At 46.0% G+C, this 18,757-nt stretch carries 17 protein-coding genes; 9 read left to right on the top strand and 8 right to left on the bottom strand.

Annotated features, from left to right (window positions below; translation table 11 throughout):
- Positions 1-203: 203 nt before the first annotated feature.
- On the top strand, positions 204-782 hold the full coding sequence (locus FFJ24_RS09935) for a ferritin-like domain-containing protein (protein WP_138821352.1): 579 nt from the start codon (positions 204-206) through the stop codon (positions 780-782).
- A gap of 58 nt (positions 783-840) precedes the next feature.
- Here FFJ24_RS09935 and FFJ24_RS09940 read toward each other — a convergent pair whose 3' ends face one another.
- Complete coding sequence (locus tag FFJ24_RS09940) at positions 841-1,170, bottom strand: sensor histidine kinase KdpD (protein ID WP_138821353.1); 330 nt, start codon at positions 1,168-1,170, stop codon at positions 841-843.
- 122 nt (positions 1,171-1,292) lie between these two features.
- Here FFJ24_RS09940 and FFJ24_RS09945 point away from each other — a divergent pair, with 122 nt between their 5' ends.
- Together FFJ24_RS09945 and FFJ24_RS09950 are read left to right on the top strand one after the other, a co-directional pair.
- Positions 1,293-1,508, top strand: coding sequence for a PleD family two-component system response regulator (locus FFJ24_RS09945; protein WP_138821354.1), 216 nt, complete (start codon positions 1,293-1,295; stop codon positions 1,506-1,508).
- 120 nt (positions 1,509-1,628) lie between these two features.
- Positions 1,629-3,833 carry a hypothetical protein gene (locus FFJ24_RS09950; RefSeq protein WP_138821355.1) on the top strand — a complete coding sequence of 735 codons (2,205 nt, stop codon included), beginning with the start codon at positions 1,629-1,631 and terminating at the stop codon, positions 3,831-3,833.
- A gap of 332 nt (positions 3,834-4,165) precedes the next feature.
- Here FFJ24_RS09950 and FFJ24_RS09955 read toward each other — a convergent pair whose 3' ends face one another.
- The 5 genes from FFJ24_RS09955 to FFJ24_RS09975 form a co-directional block, all read right to left on the bottom strand.
- Positions 4,166-4,453, bottom strand: coding sequence for a hypothetical protein (locus FFJ24_RS09955; protein WP_138821356.1), 288 nt, complete (start codon positions 4,451-4,453; stop codon positions 4,166-4,168).
- Between the two features lie 26 nt (positions 4,454-4,479).
- Entirely contained in the window at positions 4,480-4,746 is a 267-nt protein-coding gene (locus tag FFJ24_RS09960; RefSeq protein ID WP_138821357.1) for a hypothetical protein, read from the bottom strand.
- Between the two features lie 8 nt (positions 4,747-4,754).
- Positions 4,755-4,997: a hypothetical protein gene (locus FFJ24_RS09965; RefSeq protein ID WP_138821358.1), complete on the bottom strand. Its 243-nt coding sequence runs from the start codon at positions 4,995-4,997 to the stop codon at positions 4,755-4,757.
- A 75-nt stretch (positions 4,998-5,072) separates the two neighbouring features.
- On the bottom strand, positions 5,073-5,333 hold the full coding sequence (locus tag FFJ24_RS09970; RefSeq protein WP_138821359.1) for a hypothetical protein: 261 nt from the start codon (positions 5,331-5,333) through the stop codon (positions 5,073-5,075).
- Positions 5,276-5,509 carry a hypothetical protein gene (locus FFJ24_RS09975; protein ID WP_138821360.1) on the bottom strand — a complete coding sequence of 78 codons (234 nt, stop codon included), beginning with the start codon at positions 5,507-5,509 and terminating at the stop codon, positions 5,276-5,278. The genes FFJ24_RS09970 and FFJ24_RS09975 overlap by 58 nt, the downstream gene beginning before the upstream one ends.
- 538 nt (positions 5,510-6,047) lie before the next feature.
- On the opposite strand from FFJ24_RS09975, the gene FFJ24_RS09980 reads away from it, so the two are divergent.
- On the top strand, positions 6,048-7,667 hold the full coding sequence (locus tag FFJ24_RS09980; RefSeq protein ID WP_138821361.1) for an ATP-binding protein: 1,620 nt from the start codon (positions 6,048-6,050) through the stop codon (positions 7,665-7,667).
- Between the two features lie 9 nt (positions 7,668-7,676).
- Here the strand turns inward: FFJ24_RS09980 and FFJ24_RS09985 are convergent, their stop codons facing one another.
- Positions 7,677-8,039 carry a response regulator transcription factor gene (locus FFJ24_RS09985; protein WP_138821362.1) on the bottom strand — a complete coding sequence of 121 codons (363 nt, stop codon included), beginning with the start codon at positions 8,037-8,039 and terminating at the stop codon, positions 7,677-7,679.
- 1,073 nt (positions 8,040-9,112) lie between these two features.
- On the opposite strand from FFJ24_RS09985, the gene FFJ24_RS09990 reads away from it, so the two are divergent.
- Both FFJ24_RS09990 and FFJ24_RS09995 read left to right on the top strand, forming a co-directional pair.
- Positions 9,113-10,702 carry a hypothetical protein gene (locus FFJ24_RS09990; RefSeq protein ID WP_138821363.1) on the top strand — a complete coding sequence of 530 codons (1,590 nt, stop codon included), beginning with the start codon at positions 9,113-9,115 and terminating at the stop codon, positions 10,700-10,702.
- Positions 10,699-11,841, top strand: a complete 1,143-nt coding sequence (locus tag FFJ24_RS09995; RefSeq protein WP_138821364.1) for a hypothetical protein — start codon at positions 10,699-10,701, stop codon at positions 11,839-11,841. Before FFJ24_RS09990 ends, FFJ24_RS09995 begins: the two co-directional genes overlap by 4 nt.
- 712 nt (positions 11,842-12,553) lie before the next feature.
- Here the strand turns inward: FFJ24_RS09995 and FFJ24_RS10000 are convergent.
- Entirely contained in the window at positions 12,554-13,168 is a 615-nt protein-coding gene (locus FFJ24_RS10000) for an alpha-ketoglutarate-dependent dioxygenase AlkB (RefSeq protein ID WP_138821365.1), read from the bottom strand.
- A gap of 87 nt (positions 13,169-13,255) precedes the next feature.
- On the opposite strand from FFJ24_RS10000, the gene FFJ24_RS10005 reads away from it, so the two are divergent.
- The 3 genes from FFJ24_RS10005 to FFJ24_RS10015 are packed head-to-tail and all read left to right on the top strand — an operon-like array spanning position 13,256 to position 18,738.
- Positions 13,256-13,993, top strand: coding sequence for an ImuA family protein (locus FFJ24_RS10005; protein ID WP_138821366.1), 738 nt, complete (start codon positions 13,256-13,258; stop codon positions 13,991-13,993).
- Positions 13,994-13,995: 2 nt separating this feature from the next.
- Positions 13,996-15,492, top strand: a complete 1,497-nt coding sequence (locus FFJ24_RS10010) for a DNA polymerase Y family protein (RefSeq protein ID WP_138821367.1) — start codon at positions 13,996-13,998, stop codon at positions 15,490-15,492.
- Positions 15,493-15,510: 18 nt separating this feature from the next.
- On the top strand, positions 15,511-18,738 hold the full coding sequence (locus FFJ24_RS10015) for an error-prone DNA polymerase (RefSeq protein ID WP_138821368.1): 3,228 nt from the start codon (positions 15,511-15,513) through the stop codon (positions 18,736-18,738).
- The last annotated feature ends 19 nt before the right edge of the window (positions 18,739-18,757 follow it).

Here is an 18,757-nt window from a genome sequence, read left to right on the forward strand (position 1 = left end):
ATCCTTTTCCATACATTTAATATAATCCTTCCAGTTTAATAATTGTTTTCATTTATGATGTCATCTACAAAATCAGGTATTTAGCACATTAAAGGGAAAAATACCTATTCCTTATTGAGAAAATTACCCGATTATGAAAAACAAAAAACAATGGTATCTGCTCAAGGTTATACCGCTATAACGAAAATTAAAAAACAGAAACTATGGCAACTACAACAAAAGCAGGCGCGGCAAAAAGCCCGGCGAGCCCAACAACAAAAAAAACCACAATGAAAAATGCTAAGATAGAGCCTACAGAATTCCATGAATTCTTCGTTGATGAATTAAAGGACATTTATTGGGCGGAAAAACATTTGGTTAAAGCGCTTCCAAAAATGAAAAAAGCAGCAACAAGTCCTGAACTTGCAGCAGCATTTGATAAACATACCCAGGAGACACAGACCCATATCGAGACATTGGAGCAGGTTTTTGCTTTATTAGAGGAGAAACCTGCAGCAAAAAAATGTGATGCTATGGCTGGTTTGCTTGAGGAAGCTGACGGAATTATCTCAGATACCGATTCAGGCACCATGATCCGTGATGCAGGACTTATCCTGGCCGCACAGAAAGTGGAACACTATGAAATAGCCACCTACGGTACCTTAAAGGTATTCGCAGAAAATATGGATAGAACTGACGTGGCTATATTATTAGACCAGACCTTGGAAAACGAAAAGGCAACCGATGTAGCCCTGACCGAATGCGCAGTAAGCTTCGTAAACCAGGCAGCTGCTGAAGAATAGTCAAAATAGGAAAGAGTGAATCTGAAGGGATCCAGAAACGGGTCCCTTTTTTGCTAATCTAAGGCCCCTTAGATGATGGATTCACATCTAAAAGACTACTGTCCTTACGTTTCAGATAAATTTTAAATTCAGATCCACTTTCTGGTCTACTTTCAACTGTGATTTTGCCGCCCGTTCTTTCTAGCATTCCCTTAACAAGGTATATGCCGACACCATGTCCTTCCGCAGTAGTTGATATACGCTGGTATTTCTCGAAAATAGATTGTTGATTGCTTGCCACGATACCAATACCGTTATCAGCTATACTTACCACCAGACAACCCTCCTGTTCAAATTGATTTGATATAAATTTCAGGTCTACGCTCGGACGAGCTGTATTTGAGGGCATTATTGACCAGACTATAAATGGCACTCTGCAATTTGCCTTGCAAATGTAATCTCTGAGGTCCGAAGTTCGGTCCTTGTAAGCGCATTTGTTTTAGAAAAGAAAACTTTAAGCGCAGCTCGGATATGGTCATCCTCGATATTATGCTCCCTGATGGAAACGGCATTGATCTTTACTGCGAAATCAAATCAGATTATCGCACCGACGATATACCTGTAATGATGATGTCCACACATCCCACCATGGGAGATGTGAGAAAAAAATGCCAGGCGGATGATTTCATCAGTAAGCCCTTTGATATTGATCATTTTATGGGAAGGGTTTCTCATCTGGTATCTTAAAATCAAATCTGTGCACGGGCTTTCCAGAGCTGAAAATACCTGTATTTTAACTGGTCTAAAACAATGTTAAAAAAAATAATGTTGTGGACGAGAATAGTTTAAAAGGTAAAATTGACTGTTATGAAAGGATTATCAGCATGGGCCCTGACTGCGATGGCCCAATTTAAAAACAGTTTCCTGCTCCACGCTGAAAAATACGGGGAACTCCGGTTCAACATTTTTCAGACCACAGATTCCATATGGATCTCGGTCACGCATAAAAAAAATTCACCTATCTATTTTAGAGCCTGCTATTCTCCTGGCGGCTTATCAGAAAGCCCAAAGATAAAAAAGGTTAAATCTGATTATACTTTAAAGCTTAAAACAACTATAGGAATTTTTAAGGTAAGGATTTCGTTTTCAAGGGAAAATTTTACCCTATTAAAATATTGTTGCACCCTGACACCTGCCTCGGAGATTTTTATCCCATTCTGGCCCAGAGACATCCTTACAACAGGTACCAAAGGACCAGTAAAAACCATGGGCAAAATCCACGCAGCCCAAAAGGGAACAAGGTCAGGCCTGCTCTACTTTTCACTGGATGAAAGCGACCTGCGTATCCTTTATTTCCAAAATCTTACTGCCCTTTCTGACTACGCGGAGCAGACCGGCACCTCATTATCCGGCGTTATCGGCGGAATGCTGCCCGAAATCGGTTTGGCCCTTCCCAAAACGGAGGAAAAACCTTTAAAAGCTGGCCAAGAGGTTATTATTTCGGATGCAACAATTGCATTTAAAACAGATAATATAGAAAATCAGGATCAGGCGGAAGAATATCTTGATTTATTGGCAGAAGTATACCTTAATATCCCCAGGCCGGATACGCATTATATCCACTGGCCCGAAATCCTGGACAAAGGTCTGAAAGATCTGATTGAAAACCCAGGGTGCTGGTCAATGGTCGGTGGCAACAGTTATCTGAATGCGTACGTAAGTGACTACCAGACCCCACCGGAAATCATGGTCCAGTTAGCGGTACTGCTTCCCCTGGTGGATTACTCAAAGTGGAGCGGTAAAAGCCTGAAAGTAATGGATACCATAAAAAAGGGTTTACCAGCATTTTATAACCAAAAGCTAAAGACATTAGTGAGGTGGCACCCCGATGCGGAAGACAAACTCCAGGGCGATGAGGAACAGAAAATGCCTATGGTGATGGATTCGTGGTATCTGCATCATCCGCTTTTAAACCTGTCTAGGTTAGCACTCGATGGAGATAAGACAGCGGAGAAACTATTTTTGGATTCACTCGGATTTGCTATAAAAGTTGCACACAGGTTTAAATATCAATGGCCTGTGTTCTACAAAATGGATACACTTGAAGTCATCAAGGCAGAAACCAAGCCTGGAGAGGGCGGCGAACAGGATGTGGCAGGATTATATGCCCATGTGATGCTACAGGCCTATGAAATTACAGGGGAGAAAAAGTACCTGCAGGAAGCAGAAACAGCCGCAAAAAAATTGGGGGACGTTGGATACAAGATCATGTACCAGGCCAATAATACTGCATTTGCTGCAGGAGCGCTGCTCCGGTTATTTAAACTTACAGGCACTCCACTATATCTTTCTTTAAGTTACAGATGTCTGGCTTCGATTTTTGAAAACGTCCAGCTGTGGGACTGTAATTATGGGTATGGAAAGAATCTTCCGACATTTTTCGCGCTGTTCCCCCTCACCGATGCTCCATATACCGCGGCCTATGAAGAACAGGAGGTTTTCTGCGCGCTGCACGATTACCTCAAGCATGCAGAAGGCGTTGATATACTTCCAAGCGTTAGACTCTTGTGTAGCGAATTTATCCGTTACCTGGTTGAGCGCGCACCATACTACTATCCCCCAATGCTGCCCTCAGATATGCTATCTGATGAGGTAAAAACCGGTGAGGTAGACCGCAAGCTTTGGATTGCGCTGGAAGATTTACACGACGGAGTCGAAAAGAGCGGTGCTGTCGGACAGGAAGTTTATGGTGCTGGCAATGCCTTTGGGATCTTGCCGCGTCACTTTATCAGGTTCAGCGACAACCTTTTTTTAATATTTTCAGACTGCCCGATCTCTGGAATAAGGAAAAGCGCTGATTCAGTCATCTTCCACCTTCAGGGAGATTCCCGATTAGCCTACCGGCTGCGCATTACGCCTGCAGAAAGTCAGGGTGAAATGCCAATCATAAAATTTGTTTGCCAATCGCCGTCAGTCAAATTAATACCATCAAAAGACAGAAAACAGGACCTGGAGGCTTTTATAATGGGAAATGAAACCGTACGCATCAGTTGGAAAAAGCAACCGAAGTAATAAATAAATCCATTAACAGCATAATAAACATTACCGAAGAAATAAAAAGAAGAAGACAATACCTATACTTTAAAAAAAGAACAGGGAACCAATATTGAAAAAAGAACCGCTCGTCTCTGCAATATCAGACCTTTACCTCCTAAAAAAAGGAATTGCTGGGATTTCAAGACATCCAAGCTTCGGCAGTAGCCAGGGAAGAGCGTAAGATGGGCATGGAGAAGATTCCTTTCCGCAGGAAAATAGCGGGACCTCATTTCATCAAAAAACGCCTGGCTTTTCTCGTCCAGGCGGGCATTGAGGATACAGGTTGGGCCGGGACTGTCCATCAGCTATTACACATCTTCGTTGGACAGCCCCTCAAGGAACCATTTTGAACAGTAGGTAAATTCTACCTCCTGCTCCCCAGATTCATCAGTAACCTTACTGGTAAAATCATGGGCAATCTGCCGGTAATGCTCGAGGGACAGCTTAGCCAAGTGGGCGTATTCCGATAGGTCCAGACCAGACTTTATGATAAAATAGGGTATCCCACTATCTGTCCAAATGATTTCAAGTACCCCGTCCTCAAATTTTTTCCTTTCGACCTCACCGAACTGAGGTCCATTTGTATCAATGCCCATAGCTATAATATTTATCAAGGTTAATTTCACTGACTATCAGTCACAGATCCTGGAAGGTAACGCGGATGCCTCAATTCTATGGCCTCGCAAAGCAGATCAAGGACATCCCCACTAATGTTGCCCGGATTTTGGCAGAGGTACAAAAGGCCCTGAGTGTCCGGAGACAGAGAGGCTACGGGTTTTCCGTCCTGGAAAACACCATATCGGCAACTGGGCTGCTGGTGATGTGGATAAATGGCGACCTCAAAGGAGTGCACAATCCCATCTCCAAGCGCTATTCTGTAAGTTTCCATCCTATCTCTTATTGATTGCCATCTTCCTGGTGCATATGATGCCGGTCCATAAATCCACCCAGTTCCTGCAAGATTTCCGGGTCGGTATCGGCCCCTGAAAGCTGTACCCATTTTCCATTCTGTTTCTTTGCCTTGCGGACCGTTCCTCCGTTGGGCATAAAGTCGAAGACATCTTCGGAGGCATATTGGACGATAGTATAGGTGATTTCTACTCCTTTTTTATCGTTTAAGGTATAAGCTAGTTCTTCCATTTCTATCCAACAATTATGGATTTAATTGGTTTTGAATTTATCTTATTCCCATGAAAATACAGACTATATCAAATCCTAATTCACCCCAATAAGCACAAAATAGGCATTGTCAGCCTTCTTTACAACAACGTCCGGATGCCATTCGAAATCCACCAGGTTCGGCACTTCGTCTTTGAGGAAAGGAGAAAAAACCGCTAAGTCCGTCTCTGGAGAGATAACAATCTCCAGCGTTTCTGTGCTTTTCCATTCAGTCGAACGGATTTCCGGACAGGCATCTTTTAACAACGAAAGCCCTTGCGCGAAAAAGCTTCCGATAACGGACTCGCAATATCCCAAAGATGAGGTGTTAGACTTTCGTCCAAAGTATTCCACTGCAGGCCACGGTCTTCATCCCGCCACATGCTACCGATGTGCCTGCCAGCAAGGTTTACCATATAACAGTCCCCTCCATTTTCTACAATAAGCTGTTGATCCCCATCAATGGTGGGGATGTCAAAAACATATCTTTCCATTGTTATTTCAATTAAACTAGTCAGTCCGTTTCGGCCCAAACTGGACGTGAATTTGATTGCCGGGCAACCGCATAAATTATCCCTTTCACTTTAAACGCATAGGATCACCAGACTCAAATTTCTTCTCTCTAGTATCCCTCACTTTACCGCAGTACAGCAGGCCCCCCCATCCTTCTCAAAGCTAACAGAACATAGCGCCAGGAAAGCACAGCCCAACACCTCCAAAAGATGCCCGAAGCACTCGATATCATCCAATATACCTAAGATCATATTGAACACAATTTTAACGCCTGAACCTTTATTTTGGCCTGAATTTAAAAAATTAAAGGGAATTACTTGTCAGGAAAATCCTGATCCATAGATCAGCGCGTACAGTTCGGCACGAAACGGCCCGTCAGTTTGCAGCGAAACAGGGTGTCAGCTTAAACGCGGAATGCACATAAACTTTTACCGAAACACCCACTAACTAAAGATTTTGATTTGATGATTATCTTTTGAAAAAATCTTGTTTTTATATAACTTATACCAAATTTAGAAAGTGAACACTTACAAGCACGCTATAGACAACCTTTTCCCTGATGATGACGACCAGCGGGTTGCAGCATTGGGGCGATACCAGGTTTTTAACGATGAACCTGAACCGGTATTCGATAGAATTTGCGAACTGGCCTGTAATATGTTTAATGTTCCGATTGCTCACATATCATTCCTGGATGAGGAGAGTGAGCTGGTTAAATCCAGTATGGGGCTGGGTGAACAGGTTATCAGAGTTGACCGATCGATGAGCCTTTGTGCCATCACGGTATTAAATGGCAGTTCGACCGTTATTCCCAATGCCCTGTTGGATGAAAGGCTTGCGGGGCACCCTTATGTTTACGGAGAATTTGGGCTTAGGGCTTATGCCGGCGCGCCTATTATAAGTAACGACGGCTATATCGTCGGAACGATGTGCCTGGTTAGCCATGAGGTACGCGATTTTACAGGGCATGAGGTAAGTTTGCTGGAAGGATTGGCGAGAATTGTTGCCGAGCAGCTGGAACTTAGACTGGAAAACCTGGAACACAATAATCGGCAAAAGTTTATCCAGGATAGGCTCATGGCCAGCGAAGCCCGCCTGCGTTGTATTTTGGATACCATGGCCGACGGGGTATGCATTGTTGATGAAAACGGGACCACCACCTACATCAACCAGATGGCCGGGCAGATTTTCGGCGTAAATCTGTTGCAAATGCAAAACCGATCATATAATGACCCGCTTTGGATAAATCTTCGCCTTGACGGATCAGTGCTCCCCATTGATGAGCACCCCATGTACACTATGCTTAAAACAGCTGCACCGGTTTACGACCGGGAAATTGGCGTCGCCAGACCTGAAAAGGATACTTTTTACATTTCGGTTAACGCCGTACCTTTGTTCAGCGACCAGAATGAACTTTCAGGCGGGGTCTGCACCTTTATTGATGTGACCGCGAGGCGGAAACTCATGAAGGAAAAAGACGATTTCATCAGTATCGCCAGCCATGAACTAAAAACACCTATTACAAGCCTGGGCGCATCGCTGCAATTAATAAAAAAAATGAAAGACAATCTTTCGCCAATGGTCCCCAAGCTTATCGAGTTGGCAAATGAAAGTATGGAGCGGCTCAATAGTCTGGTCGGAAATCTGCTCGACGCGAACAATATCAATATTGGAGCACTAAGACTGAACAGCAAGGCTTTCAGTATTTATGAAATGATTGATGCATGCTGCAGGCAATTGCGGATAGCTGGCGAGTACCGGCTGATGATAACTGGTGATTGCAGCCTGCGGATGTATGCCGACCAGGAAAGGATAAGCCAGGTGGTGATTAACCTCATCAACAATGCTGTTAAATATGCGCCAGAGTCTAAGGTTATCGAAATCAATATTTCTACGCAGGATGGAATGGCAAAGATTTCTGTGGCGGACCAGGGAGAGGGCATCGACATTGAAAAGATACCCTATCTTTTTGACCGGTATTACCGCGCAGATTACAAAAGCCTTCACTATTCCGGCCTGGGACTGGGCTTATACATCAGTGCAGACATTATACGAAGACATGGGGGCGAAATCGGTGTGGAATCGGTACCGGGCCAGGGCGCCTGCTTTTGGTTCACTGCTCCTTTATCCGATCAATAAAAAGATTCGTTAGCCTTTAAGCAGCATTGCTATTTTTTCAGTGAGCTTGTAGATATCGAAGGGTTTTGCGATAAAATGCTTTTCGCCGGGCCAGTTTGAGACTTCAGCAACATTGGTATGGGCGCTCATGATCAAAACAGGAATGTGTGCGGTTATGGGGTCGTTAGTTAATGCAGCCCTAACTTCAAGGCCATTGCCATCGGGTAACATAATATCCAGCAAGTAAAGATCTGGTACCCCGCCTGCTTTCCCTGCATTAAATCTGCTCACATCGGCGAAGCAGCTTACCTGGTAACCTTCCATTTCGAGCACCATTTGAACAATTTCACTAATTTCCTTATCATCCTCCAGGACGTATATTCTTTTCGCCATACGGTCAATCACTATTTTGCTTTAGCCGGGCGGTTTTAAAAAGACACCATTTCGTGGTTATAAAAATATAATTATAAGTCAAACTGACCAAAAAATAATTTGAAATAAAGAAATATGAACACCCGCTACGCTGATCTAATGTTGCTGTTTCAGAAAGCTGGAAGTTCACCGCCATTACCACAGGCAGCAGGTAAATCAAACCATCTTAATCAGCATTTTGGACGTTTGGGTCACAAAACAACCTTTAATCAGGAGTATAGGCAATGCAACGGCTATGTTAATCCCGATTTCATCCTTCTCCATCATAATAATTGTACAATGGGCTGCTTTTGTCATTTGAGATTGTTAAGCGGCAAAGGCAAATTACATAACCGGATCTGCCAGCAAGCACAAAAATAATTAAAACGAATAGTTTGTTCATGAGAGGTAATTAAAACTCAATAATTCATTATTTCAGGTGATCTGTCATACACTTCTTCTTTGCAAAAGCTCCCCTGCCGGAATGAGTTTAATGGCAGGGTACATTTTAACTGAAAATACCAATTTTTATTGCCTCTCCCGAACAAAACATACTCCTTGACAGTCAGTCGTTAAAAAAGGCGCGGCAACTGAATCCCGGTAAGGACCGGCTTCTGAAAGCTGATGGTCATTCAGAGAATATCGCATCTATTAATAACAGTCAGCTATACCCCTCCCGTCCAGTTCTTCCCCCTGAACAGGTACCGTTACCAGAATGCAGACACCAGCTTCACCTATACAGAATTCCCCGGTAAAAGCCTCGATCCTGAAATAGGCATGACCAGATGGCAACGTTTCAAAACCCTAAACCCAAATAACCCCAACAGAACCCTCTACCGCACATTTACAATTAATCCGCTAAAGTTCTGGGAATGGTAGCAATTCATCATACACGCTGAACGCTATCGCCTTCCGTATAGACCAGCTGCCAAAAAAGCCAACACCTAAACAATTCATAACAAATAGATTACACGCAAAATACCTATTAATGGGTATTGCAAAAAACAACTATTAGGAATAAATTTAACTAACCAGACAACATTTAAATTAATCTCATGAAAAATACCATACTAACGGGTACACTGTGCCTAATGGTGGCAACAGCCGTTGCCCAGACGGTCGATTATAAGGAAATCGACTTCCAGAACGATGCCAGCACCATTTCCACCATCAAGGTCAAAACCGGATCGCGTTACGGCATCAGGATCATCAACCTCAATAAAAAACTCTACATCATCGATAACACGGTTACCAATACCAGCTATCACGAAACCCCACCTGCGCTTTTCGAGGTTTTCTCCAAAGCGGAACTGCCCGGAAAAACAGCGGACGGCGCAGCCCTTGCCAGCGGAAATACCAATCTGGTGACTACCGAAGAATTGGGCGATGCAAAGCTTTCCCCTGCCCTGCGGGAAAAGCTTACAGCCCTTAATAACCTCTACAGCAATACGGCAAATACCATCTTTAGCAATGACGAGCTGTTGACCGGCTTCGGTGACGCTTACCGGGAGATCCGTTCCATACTGACCTATCAAAATAACCTCACTGCGTTACAAAATAACTGTGAGTTGAAGTTCGACCAGATCCGCACCGAAGTGGTCAATCTGACACGGGCCAGCTTCAGGTCTTCCACAATGGAACAGCGGGACAGGGCCAGCCTTGCCTCTGCAGATTATAATGCAATACGCCCTATCCTGATCCGGTATTTCGACCGCACCATTGAGGAAGAGGTAAGAAAACGCTACGAACAGATCAATATCGTTTTCGCCCCGAGCAAACGCGAACAGCTAAGCAAGGATGTAACCAAAATCAATGCCACCATCAAAGAACTCATTGCCGCCATCGAAAAGGAAAAACCAAAAGACGCGGCCTCCCTCGACATCCTCAAAAAACTAAAAACTGAACGCGATGGCAGCGCCCTGCAAAACTTATTGCTGGATAAAATGGATCGTTATGCCAAGGTGGATATCGTTAAACTCAACAGCAACATGGAAACTTTCGCCACATCCGGACAAAAAGATGTACTGAATGTCTATGACTATTTCACCCCCGGAAACTGGACCTATGTAGTGGATGCCCAGCCCATCGAAAACGACCTGACCGTTATCGCGGTAAATATCAAACCAAAGGACGCGGTCTCCTGTAGCATCACCGCAAAAAGCTATGCGATGAATATAAAGGCAAAGGGCGGTATCAAAATCGACTTTTCAACCGGGCTCTTCACCAACTTCGGCGGCAACGACTTTAAGGACCAGACTTACCGTTACGAACCTGTTGAAGGCAGTACCACCCAGCAGCAGATCGTAAAAAATGAAAACAAAAACAGCATATTTCCATCCGTAGGTGCATTAATGCATGTTTATGGACGTACTGGCAATGACGTAAAACTTGCAGGCACCTTCGGTTTAAGTACCAAGGACCTGGAAAAAATCAATTATCATCTGGGTGGCTCACTGATCCTCGGCACATCCAAACGCTTCATCCTCAGTGCCGGTGCCACACTGACAAAAGCCAGCCTCATCACTGATGAATATCATGTCGGCCAGACGCTCGAAAAAGCAATAGCACCTGCCGCTATCCCTACTGCATCTTTCAACCGCTTCGGTTTCTTTGCCGCATTCACCTATAACCTGACCGCCAAATGAAAGCCCTCACGATCCTGGGAATGATCTTCCTCGCATGGGCGCCCATGAAACCCTTTGCCCAAAACCTGTTCAACACAGCCCTGGACACTCCAATGGTCTGTTCGTTCAACTGCAGTACCACTTTCATTGATCTGCAGAAAAACTGTCCGGCTCCCCTTCTGAGCCTGCCCAAACGGATGATTGCCACCAGGGTTAACCCCTTCGTTGAGTTTGACGGCATTATTTCCAGATTAAAAGGCGAACAGGCGAACCCTTTTACTTTGAGCTACTCATTTTTAGCCTGCACTGCGACCTGTAACGCGGCCAGCACCCTGGACCGTTACTCCAACCAGATCATCTACTATAACCCGGACTTCCTGGACAAAATCAAGGGAAGCGATGAAAAAGTAAAATGGGCGGTGCGCTGCATCATTGCCCACGAGATCGGCCACCATATCCTCGGCCATACCCTTCCCGGAAACCCAAGCCCCAATAATGAGGACCGACGGAAAAGGGAAAAACGTGCAGATTTCTTTACAGGCTTTGTAATCAGCCGCTTCCCCGGGGCGACAATTGAAAATACCCTGGAAGGTATCCGCAGCCTGGATGCCTCAACCTACAGTCCGCGTAATGACCAGCAGGAAGCCAACAGTACCTATCCGACCCTGGCCAACCGCATGGATGCGGTAAGGGAAGGTTTTCTCGCATCTACATCATCCCCAATCAACCAAAATACCAACCGCTCGACCGGAACTGCCTTATCCCTTAAAATGTTCAGGGATATTGACAGCATTGCCCTTGCCCAGATGGAAACACTTGGCCGCTCACAGATATTCCGCACAATGGACAAACTCTTTACGTTGGGCATGTACAATGAGGCCAGACTGCTGGCCGAAGACAAGCTCAAAAAACTAAACCTTATCGGCAGAGAACAGCTTTGGCAGTATAAGTCCATAGCCCAGGAACTTAGCAACGATAAAGCGGAGGCCATTAAAAGCCAGCGCAAGGCCGTCCAACTGGGCAAAGATGATCCGGCAACAATCCTGCGCCTTCAGCAGCTATTGAAGCAGGGTACAAGCATCCAGAAAATCGAGGCCGATAAGCTGAAGGAAAAACTAGAGAGCGAAAAAATCAGGCAAAAAATGCTCTTAAGGCAATAAAAAAGGCAGGCAAAAAAAATAAAGCTGATCTGGTCGCGTGCGACGGCAACATACAGCAATTAAAATAACAAAGGCCTGCAAAAATCATTGCAGGCCCTAAATACTACAACGTTTTAAAATCTTCCAAAATTTACAGGTGATATAGATACCGCAATTGCATCGGGGTAGAGTTATTTGCGTAAAATGAGTAAGGTATTATTTAACGACCTAATGAGCAATTATGATCGATTAAAAAAAAATACAGAAATACTTAGGATCACGAATGTCCTGGACCTGCCTGATAAGTATCTGGATTTTCATCTGATGCAATTCATTGATTACACAGATGACGAGGTACAGTGGGCAAACAAAAAATTCGGAGTTGATTTTTCTATCATTAAACATTACGAGGATATAGAAATCAGTTCACATTTTTCAGTAAATGAAAAACAAATCTCTTTTCATTTGTCTATGCCTTTTTATGACGAGGTAAAAAATATTGTTGACACTCCAATCTTATTTGTTATAGCTACTGCAGGACTATTTTTCTTTTCCAATAGTGATATAGACAATTATTCGAACAAACGATACCCCCAAAAGTTTTCCAAATGCAGGAGCTTAGAGATACAAGAGATTTTTTAAGCTCTAAATCGAGTTCATAGCTGACTATTACGCGGATATTACACAGAATGAAACAAAAAAATTAAAGCTCTTGCAAATACCATACTGAATTTTAAGTCCCAATGATTTTTCTAAATGTCAGATTGACCCTTGGCCCCATCGGTCTTGTTGATTTTGCAATCCTATGGTCCCATTTGGTCTGCAGGTCTCCTTTCATCAGGAGCAGCGAACCATGTTCAAGCCTGACGGTATATTTTTCAGCGTGATCAGTTTTCCGGCGGATATCAAAGCCCCTTACCTGTCCAAAAGACACAGATGCGATAACGGGGTGTGAACCCATCACCGTTTCGTTGTCACTATGCCAGGCAACCGAATCCTGTCCATCCCGGTAATAATTAAGCAGCACACTATTAAAGCTGATCCCTGCTGTTGCTTCTACCGAAGCTTTCAGTTTCAAAAGTTCAGCTGTCCATGGCAAAGGTGTGGATTTCCCTAGGGCATTATAATCCGTTCCCTCAGGATCCCCGTACCATGCAGAAAGCCTCGGGGTAATGATTTCTTTATCATAAATCTTCACTATCTTCTGCGTCCAGGGCGTGGTTGAAATAAAAGATGAAAGCAGAACATCTGCCTCTTCAACATCAATAAATCCCGGCACATACTCCAGCACCTCTTTTGGCAGCCCTGGTGTCTGGCCTGATTCCTTAAAAAAACTCAGCTGTTCCATATCCAACACAAATGTGCAAAATAATTTTAAAATACTAATATTTTTAGCATTACATTTGTCCATGTAAAAACAAAAAGGAGGTTGATCATGGAACAGGCAGCAAAAAAACAGGTCATTCAGGGATTAAGGGAGCAGATCCTTTCCATGCAGGGTTATAAGACCATATCCAGAAGTCCACAGCATATCTCCTGTCTTGAACTTTTGGCCGCTGCTTTTCCAGGTCACAGCTTTCCCCTGCAAGGCATCCATGAATTCATATCCGTAAGCAGGGAAGAAACAGCTGCCAGCAGTGGCTTTATCAGCGGGATACTGTCCGCACTGATGAAGGACGGCAGACCCTGCATCTGGATCAGTGCCTCCAGAAAATTCTTCCCGCCGGCAGCCAAAAGATTTTCACTACCAGCCTCCTCCATCATCTTCATCGACCTGCAAAATGAAAAAGAACTCTTATGGGTAACCGAAGAAGCCCTTAAATGCGAAGGGCTCGCTGCCGTGGTCTCCGAAATCCCGGACTTGAATTTTGCCACGTCCAGAAGGTTTCAGCTGGTCATCGAAAAAAGCAAAGTCACTGCCCTGTTCCTAAGAGAAAACCCGAGGATATGCTCCAACACCACCTGTTTAGCCCGATGGAAGATCAGTCCATTGCCCAGCATACTGCCTGAAGGCATGCCCGGTGTTGGCCAGCCCAGCTGGAAAGCAGAACTGTTAAAAGTGCGTAACGGCGAGGGCGGCACCTTTGAGGTACGCTGGTCCGGCAGCGCGTTCGAACGCTTGAAAAAAGAAAACACTAGGATTTTACCTATCCAAGAACTGCAGGCAGGATAAAGATGGCAAAACGATACTTGAGTATATGGTTTCCGTTTCTGCTAACGGACTGGATGGCTATCCGCCGCCCGGAATGGAAAGAACGGGCAATGGCATGCGCAGGTGCCAGCCATGGGCGTATTATGGTCATCGCTACCAATCAACTGGCTAACGTCCAGGGCATCCATAACGGCATGCCACTTGCCGATTCGCGGGCGATTGTCCACGAGCTCGAAGTCTTTGATGAAAAACCGGGAAGAAAAGAAAAACTGCTGGAAGGCCTGGCCAGATGGGCCATCCGTTATACACCACTCTCTTCTACCGATCCGGACGGCATCCTGCTTGACATCACAGGCTGCTGCCACTTATGGGGCGGAGAAGAAGCCTACCTTAAGCACATCACCAGCAGACTCCAGTCATCAGGTTATTGCGTAAAAGCTGCAATCGCAGACACTGTTGGTACGGCATGGGCACTCTCCCGGTATGGAAAGGGAGCTGAAATCGTAGCACCGCATGAGCAGCATTTTGCTTTACTTCCCCTTCCGCCTGCTGCCCTGCGAATCCCCGGTGAAACCACCGAAAAACTGCACAAACTGGGCTTAAACAGGATCGAGCGCTTTATAAAGATGCCCCGCAGTACCTTAAGGAGAAGGTTTGGAGAAAACCTGCTCATCAAAATAGCGCAGGCCATAGGTGAGGAACCCGAAGCCTTCTCCCCAATTGCCATCATTCAGGAATTTGAAGAAAGACTGGCCTGCCTGGAGCCCATCCGCACAGCCAGGGCCATTGAAATCGCCATCGAGAAACTGCTCGATACACTTTGTTTAAGGCTCCAGGCAGAAGGCCTGGGCCTGAGAAAAGCAGCACTGAAAGGTTACCGTATAGATGGAAAAACAATATCAACTGCTATCGGCACCAACCGCCCGAGCGATGACCCAAAACACCTGATGAAACTCTTTGCCCTCCACATTTCCGGAATTGCACCCGGCATGGGCATCGAGCTTTTCACCCTAAGCGCCGAAAAGACCGAAAAAATGGAGCGCCCACAGGAAAAAATCTGGGCCGGCCAGGCTGGCCTGGACAGCCAGCCACTGGCAGAATTACTGGACCGCGTGGCTGGAAAAGTGGGTAAAAACGCCATCCACCGTTATCTACCCCAGGCAGACTACTGGCCGGAAAGGGCAGTTAAACAGGCTAAAGACCTCAGCGAGGACAGCGGAATCAGTTTCCATAACCCCTTGAACCGTCCCATACAACTGCTTCCCAGACCGGAACGGATCGAAGTTACCGCACCTATCCCCGATTATCCGCCCATGCTCTTTATCTACCAGGGCCGGCGCCACAGCATCAAAAAAGCAGACGGGCCGGAAAGACTTGAACGTGCCTGGTGGCTGGAAGAAGGGGAACACCGCGATTATTATACCGTGGAAGACGAAAAAGGGAACCGCTACTGGCTCTTCCGCTCAGGCCACTATGCCGCAGAAAACTCGGCCTGGTTCATCCATGGCTTTTTTGCCTAAACCCTAAAAAGAAAAACGATGGAATACACTGAACTCCAGGTCACCAGTAACTTCAGTTTCTTGCGCGGCGCCTCTCACCCCGAAGAGCTGGTGGAAGAGGCTGCCCGCATGGGTTATAAAAAAATGGCCATTACCGATCACAATACCCTTGCCGGGATCGTGCGTGCACACGCCACCGCCAGAAAACTTGATCTCCAGATCATACCTGCCTGCAGGTTGAACCTCACGGACGGTGCATCCCTGCTTGCCTACCCCACGGACACTGAAAGTTATGGCAGACTGTCTGCCCTGCTCAGCCTTGGCAACCTCCGCACCGAAAAAGGAAGCTGCGAACTTTATAAAAAAGATATATTTGAACATTCAAAAGGTATTATTTTCATCGCCATCCCCCCAGATAGCCTGTCCGAAGGCTTTGATTTCCAAACGAACTTTTATGCGGACCTTCAAAGCTATGAAGATGGACTCGGGGAAAACCTGTACCTGGCCATAAACAGAAGCTATCAGGGAGAAGACCAGAAAAGGATGTTCCGCCTTTCAGAACTCTCCAAAAAAACCGGTATTCCACTGGTCGCAACCAATGATGTCTATTACCACAGCCCCGAAAGACGTGAACTGCAGGATGTGCTGACCTGTGTAAGGGAAAAATGTACCATCCATAATGCAGGCTACCTGCTTTTCCAGAACGCCGAGCGGCACTTAAAACCCGAAGAGGAAATGAAAAGACTTTTCCGCCAATATCCCGATGCCCTGGAGAATGCGGTAAAAATCTCACAAGCCTGTACCTTCAGTTTGGATAGCCTGAAATACATCTACCCGGAAGAAATTACCTCGGAAGGAAGAACGCCGCAAGAGGAACTCGAATACCTGACGATGAAAGGCGCCCACGAAATTTTCGGTGAGCACCTGCCCAAAAAAGTAACCGATAACATCAGCCATGAGATGAAATTCGTGGAGGAAATGAACTATGCCTCCTATTTTCTCACCGTTTACGATATCGTCCGTTTTGCAAGGAGCCAGCATATCCTTTGCCAGGGCCGCGGCTCTGCTGCCAATTCCACGATCTGCTATTGTTTGGGCATCACCTCCGTTGACCCCACTAAATTTGACCTGCTCTTTGAACGTTTTATCTCTTCAGCCCGCAACGAACCGCCTGATATCGACGTAGACTTTGAACATGAACGCAGGGAAGAAGTGATCCAGTACATCTATACGAAATACGGGCGCGACCGCGCTGCCATTGTGGCCACCGTCACCCAGCAGCGGCAGAAAGGTGCCATACGGGATGTCGGTAAAGTGATGGGGCTATCGGTAGATACCATCAACCGTCTCTCTTCCTCCATCTGGGAGTTTACCGATGAATGGTTCGAAGGTGGAAAACTTACCGAACAGGGCCTTAATCCCAATGACCCGCTCCTTCGAAAGGTCCTCAGCCTTACCGCACAGATGATGGGCTTTCCAAGGCAGCTCGGCCAGCATACCGGAGGTTTTGTGATCACACGCGGCAAACTGACCGACCTCTGCCCCATCCTGAATGCCCGAATGGAAGACCGGACCAATATCGAATGGAACAAAGATGATATCGACACGTTAGGTTTCCTCAAGATCGATGTACTTGCCCTGGGTATGCTCACCTGCATCCGTAAAGGATTCGATCTGGCTAAAATGCATTATAACCTTGATCTGACCATGGCCAAAATCAACGAAAAAGAAGACCCAAAGGTTTATGAAATGATTAGTCATGCAGACACCCTGGGTGTATTCCAGATCGAAAGCCGTGCCCAGATGTCCATGCTGCCGCGCCTGAGGCCCAAATGTTTTTATGACCTGGTGATCGAAGTGGCCATTGTCCGTCCCGGGCCCATCCAGGGCGACATGGTCCATCCTTACTTAAGGCGGCGTAATGAAGAAGAAAAAGTGGATTATCCTTCAGAAGAGTTAAAAGATATCCTGCACCGAACATTAGGGGTCCCCCTCTTTCAGGAACAGGCCATGAAGATCGCCATTGTTGCCGCAGGCTTTACCCCGGCCGAGGCAGATGAGCTCCGCAGGAGCATGGCCACCTTTAAGGCCAAGGGCATGGTGACCAAGTTTGAAGAAAAACTGATCAGCGGCATGACCGGCAAAGGTTATACCGAAGACTTTGCCAAACGCGTATTCAAACAGCTCGAAGGATTTGGCAGTTACGGTTTCCCGGAAAGCCACGCAGCCAGTTTTGCCCTGTTGGTCTATGTTTCCTGCTGGCTCAAATGTTATTATCCCGATGTCTTTGCCGCTGCGCTGCTCAACAGTATGCCCATGGGTTTTTACCAGCCAGCACAGATCGTTATCGACGCCAAAAAACATGGTGTGGAAATCAGGCCTATTGATATCAATTACTCCAACTGGGATAACCGGCTGGAAGAAAGGTCCGGGAAATATCATGCACTCCGTTTAGGTTTCAGGCAGATCAAGGGCATCAATGCACAAGATATCGAATACCTGACCAATGGCAGAAAAAAAGCATACAGTCATATCCACGAACTGATGGATGCCGGGCTCAGCCTGTCTGCACTCGAACGGCTTGCCGATGCCGATGCTTTCCGTTCCATAGGAATGGACCGAAGACAGGCCCTTTGGGAAGTATCCGCCATGGCCGACCGACCAGTGGCCCTTTTTGAAAACCAGCCTTCAGAAAGCAGCCTGGAAATGCAGGCCACCCTGCCCCTGATGAGCAAAGGCGAGCATGTGATCCAGGACTATGCCTCAACATCCCTATCACTAAAAGCACATCCGGTCAGCTTTGTGCGTGAACAGTTAAGCCTCCTCCGCGTTTTGCCAACCCAGGACCTTGCCCAGGGAAAAGATGGACAAACCGTCAAAGTAGCAGGTCTCGTCCTGGTCCGCCAGCGACCGGGTACAGCCAAAGGCGTATGTTTTATCACCATTGAGGATGAAACTGGATTTACCAACCTGGTCGTATTTGAAAACCTGTTCGAAAAATTCCGAAAAGAAATCATCCAGGCACGGCTGCTTATGGTTGAAGGAAAGCTACAGATAGAAGGCGAAGTGATCCATGTGATCGTCAAACGCTGCTTTGATCTCACCAGCCTCCTGCGATCAATAGACAGGGAGGAAAACAAAAGTTTCCCTGCAGTCACTTTCTCCAGATCTGATGAAAGGACCGCACCCTACTCCGGCAACAAAGATGTACCAGATAAAGACACCCCAGCAGCTTCAGTTATTCCGGGAGGCAGGAATTTTAAATAAATCATCCATGACATCGGAT

The organism is Pedobacter sp. KBS0701 (assembly GCF_005938645.2).
Lineage (GTDB): Bacteria > Bacteroidota > Bacteroidia > Sphingobacteriales > Sphingobacteriaceae > Pedobacter.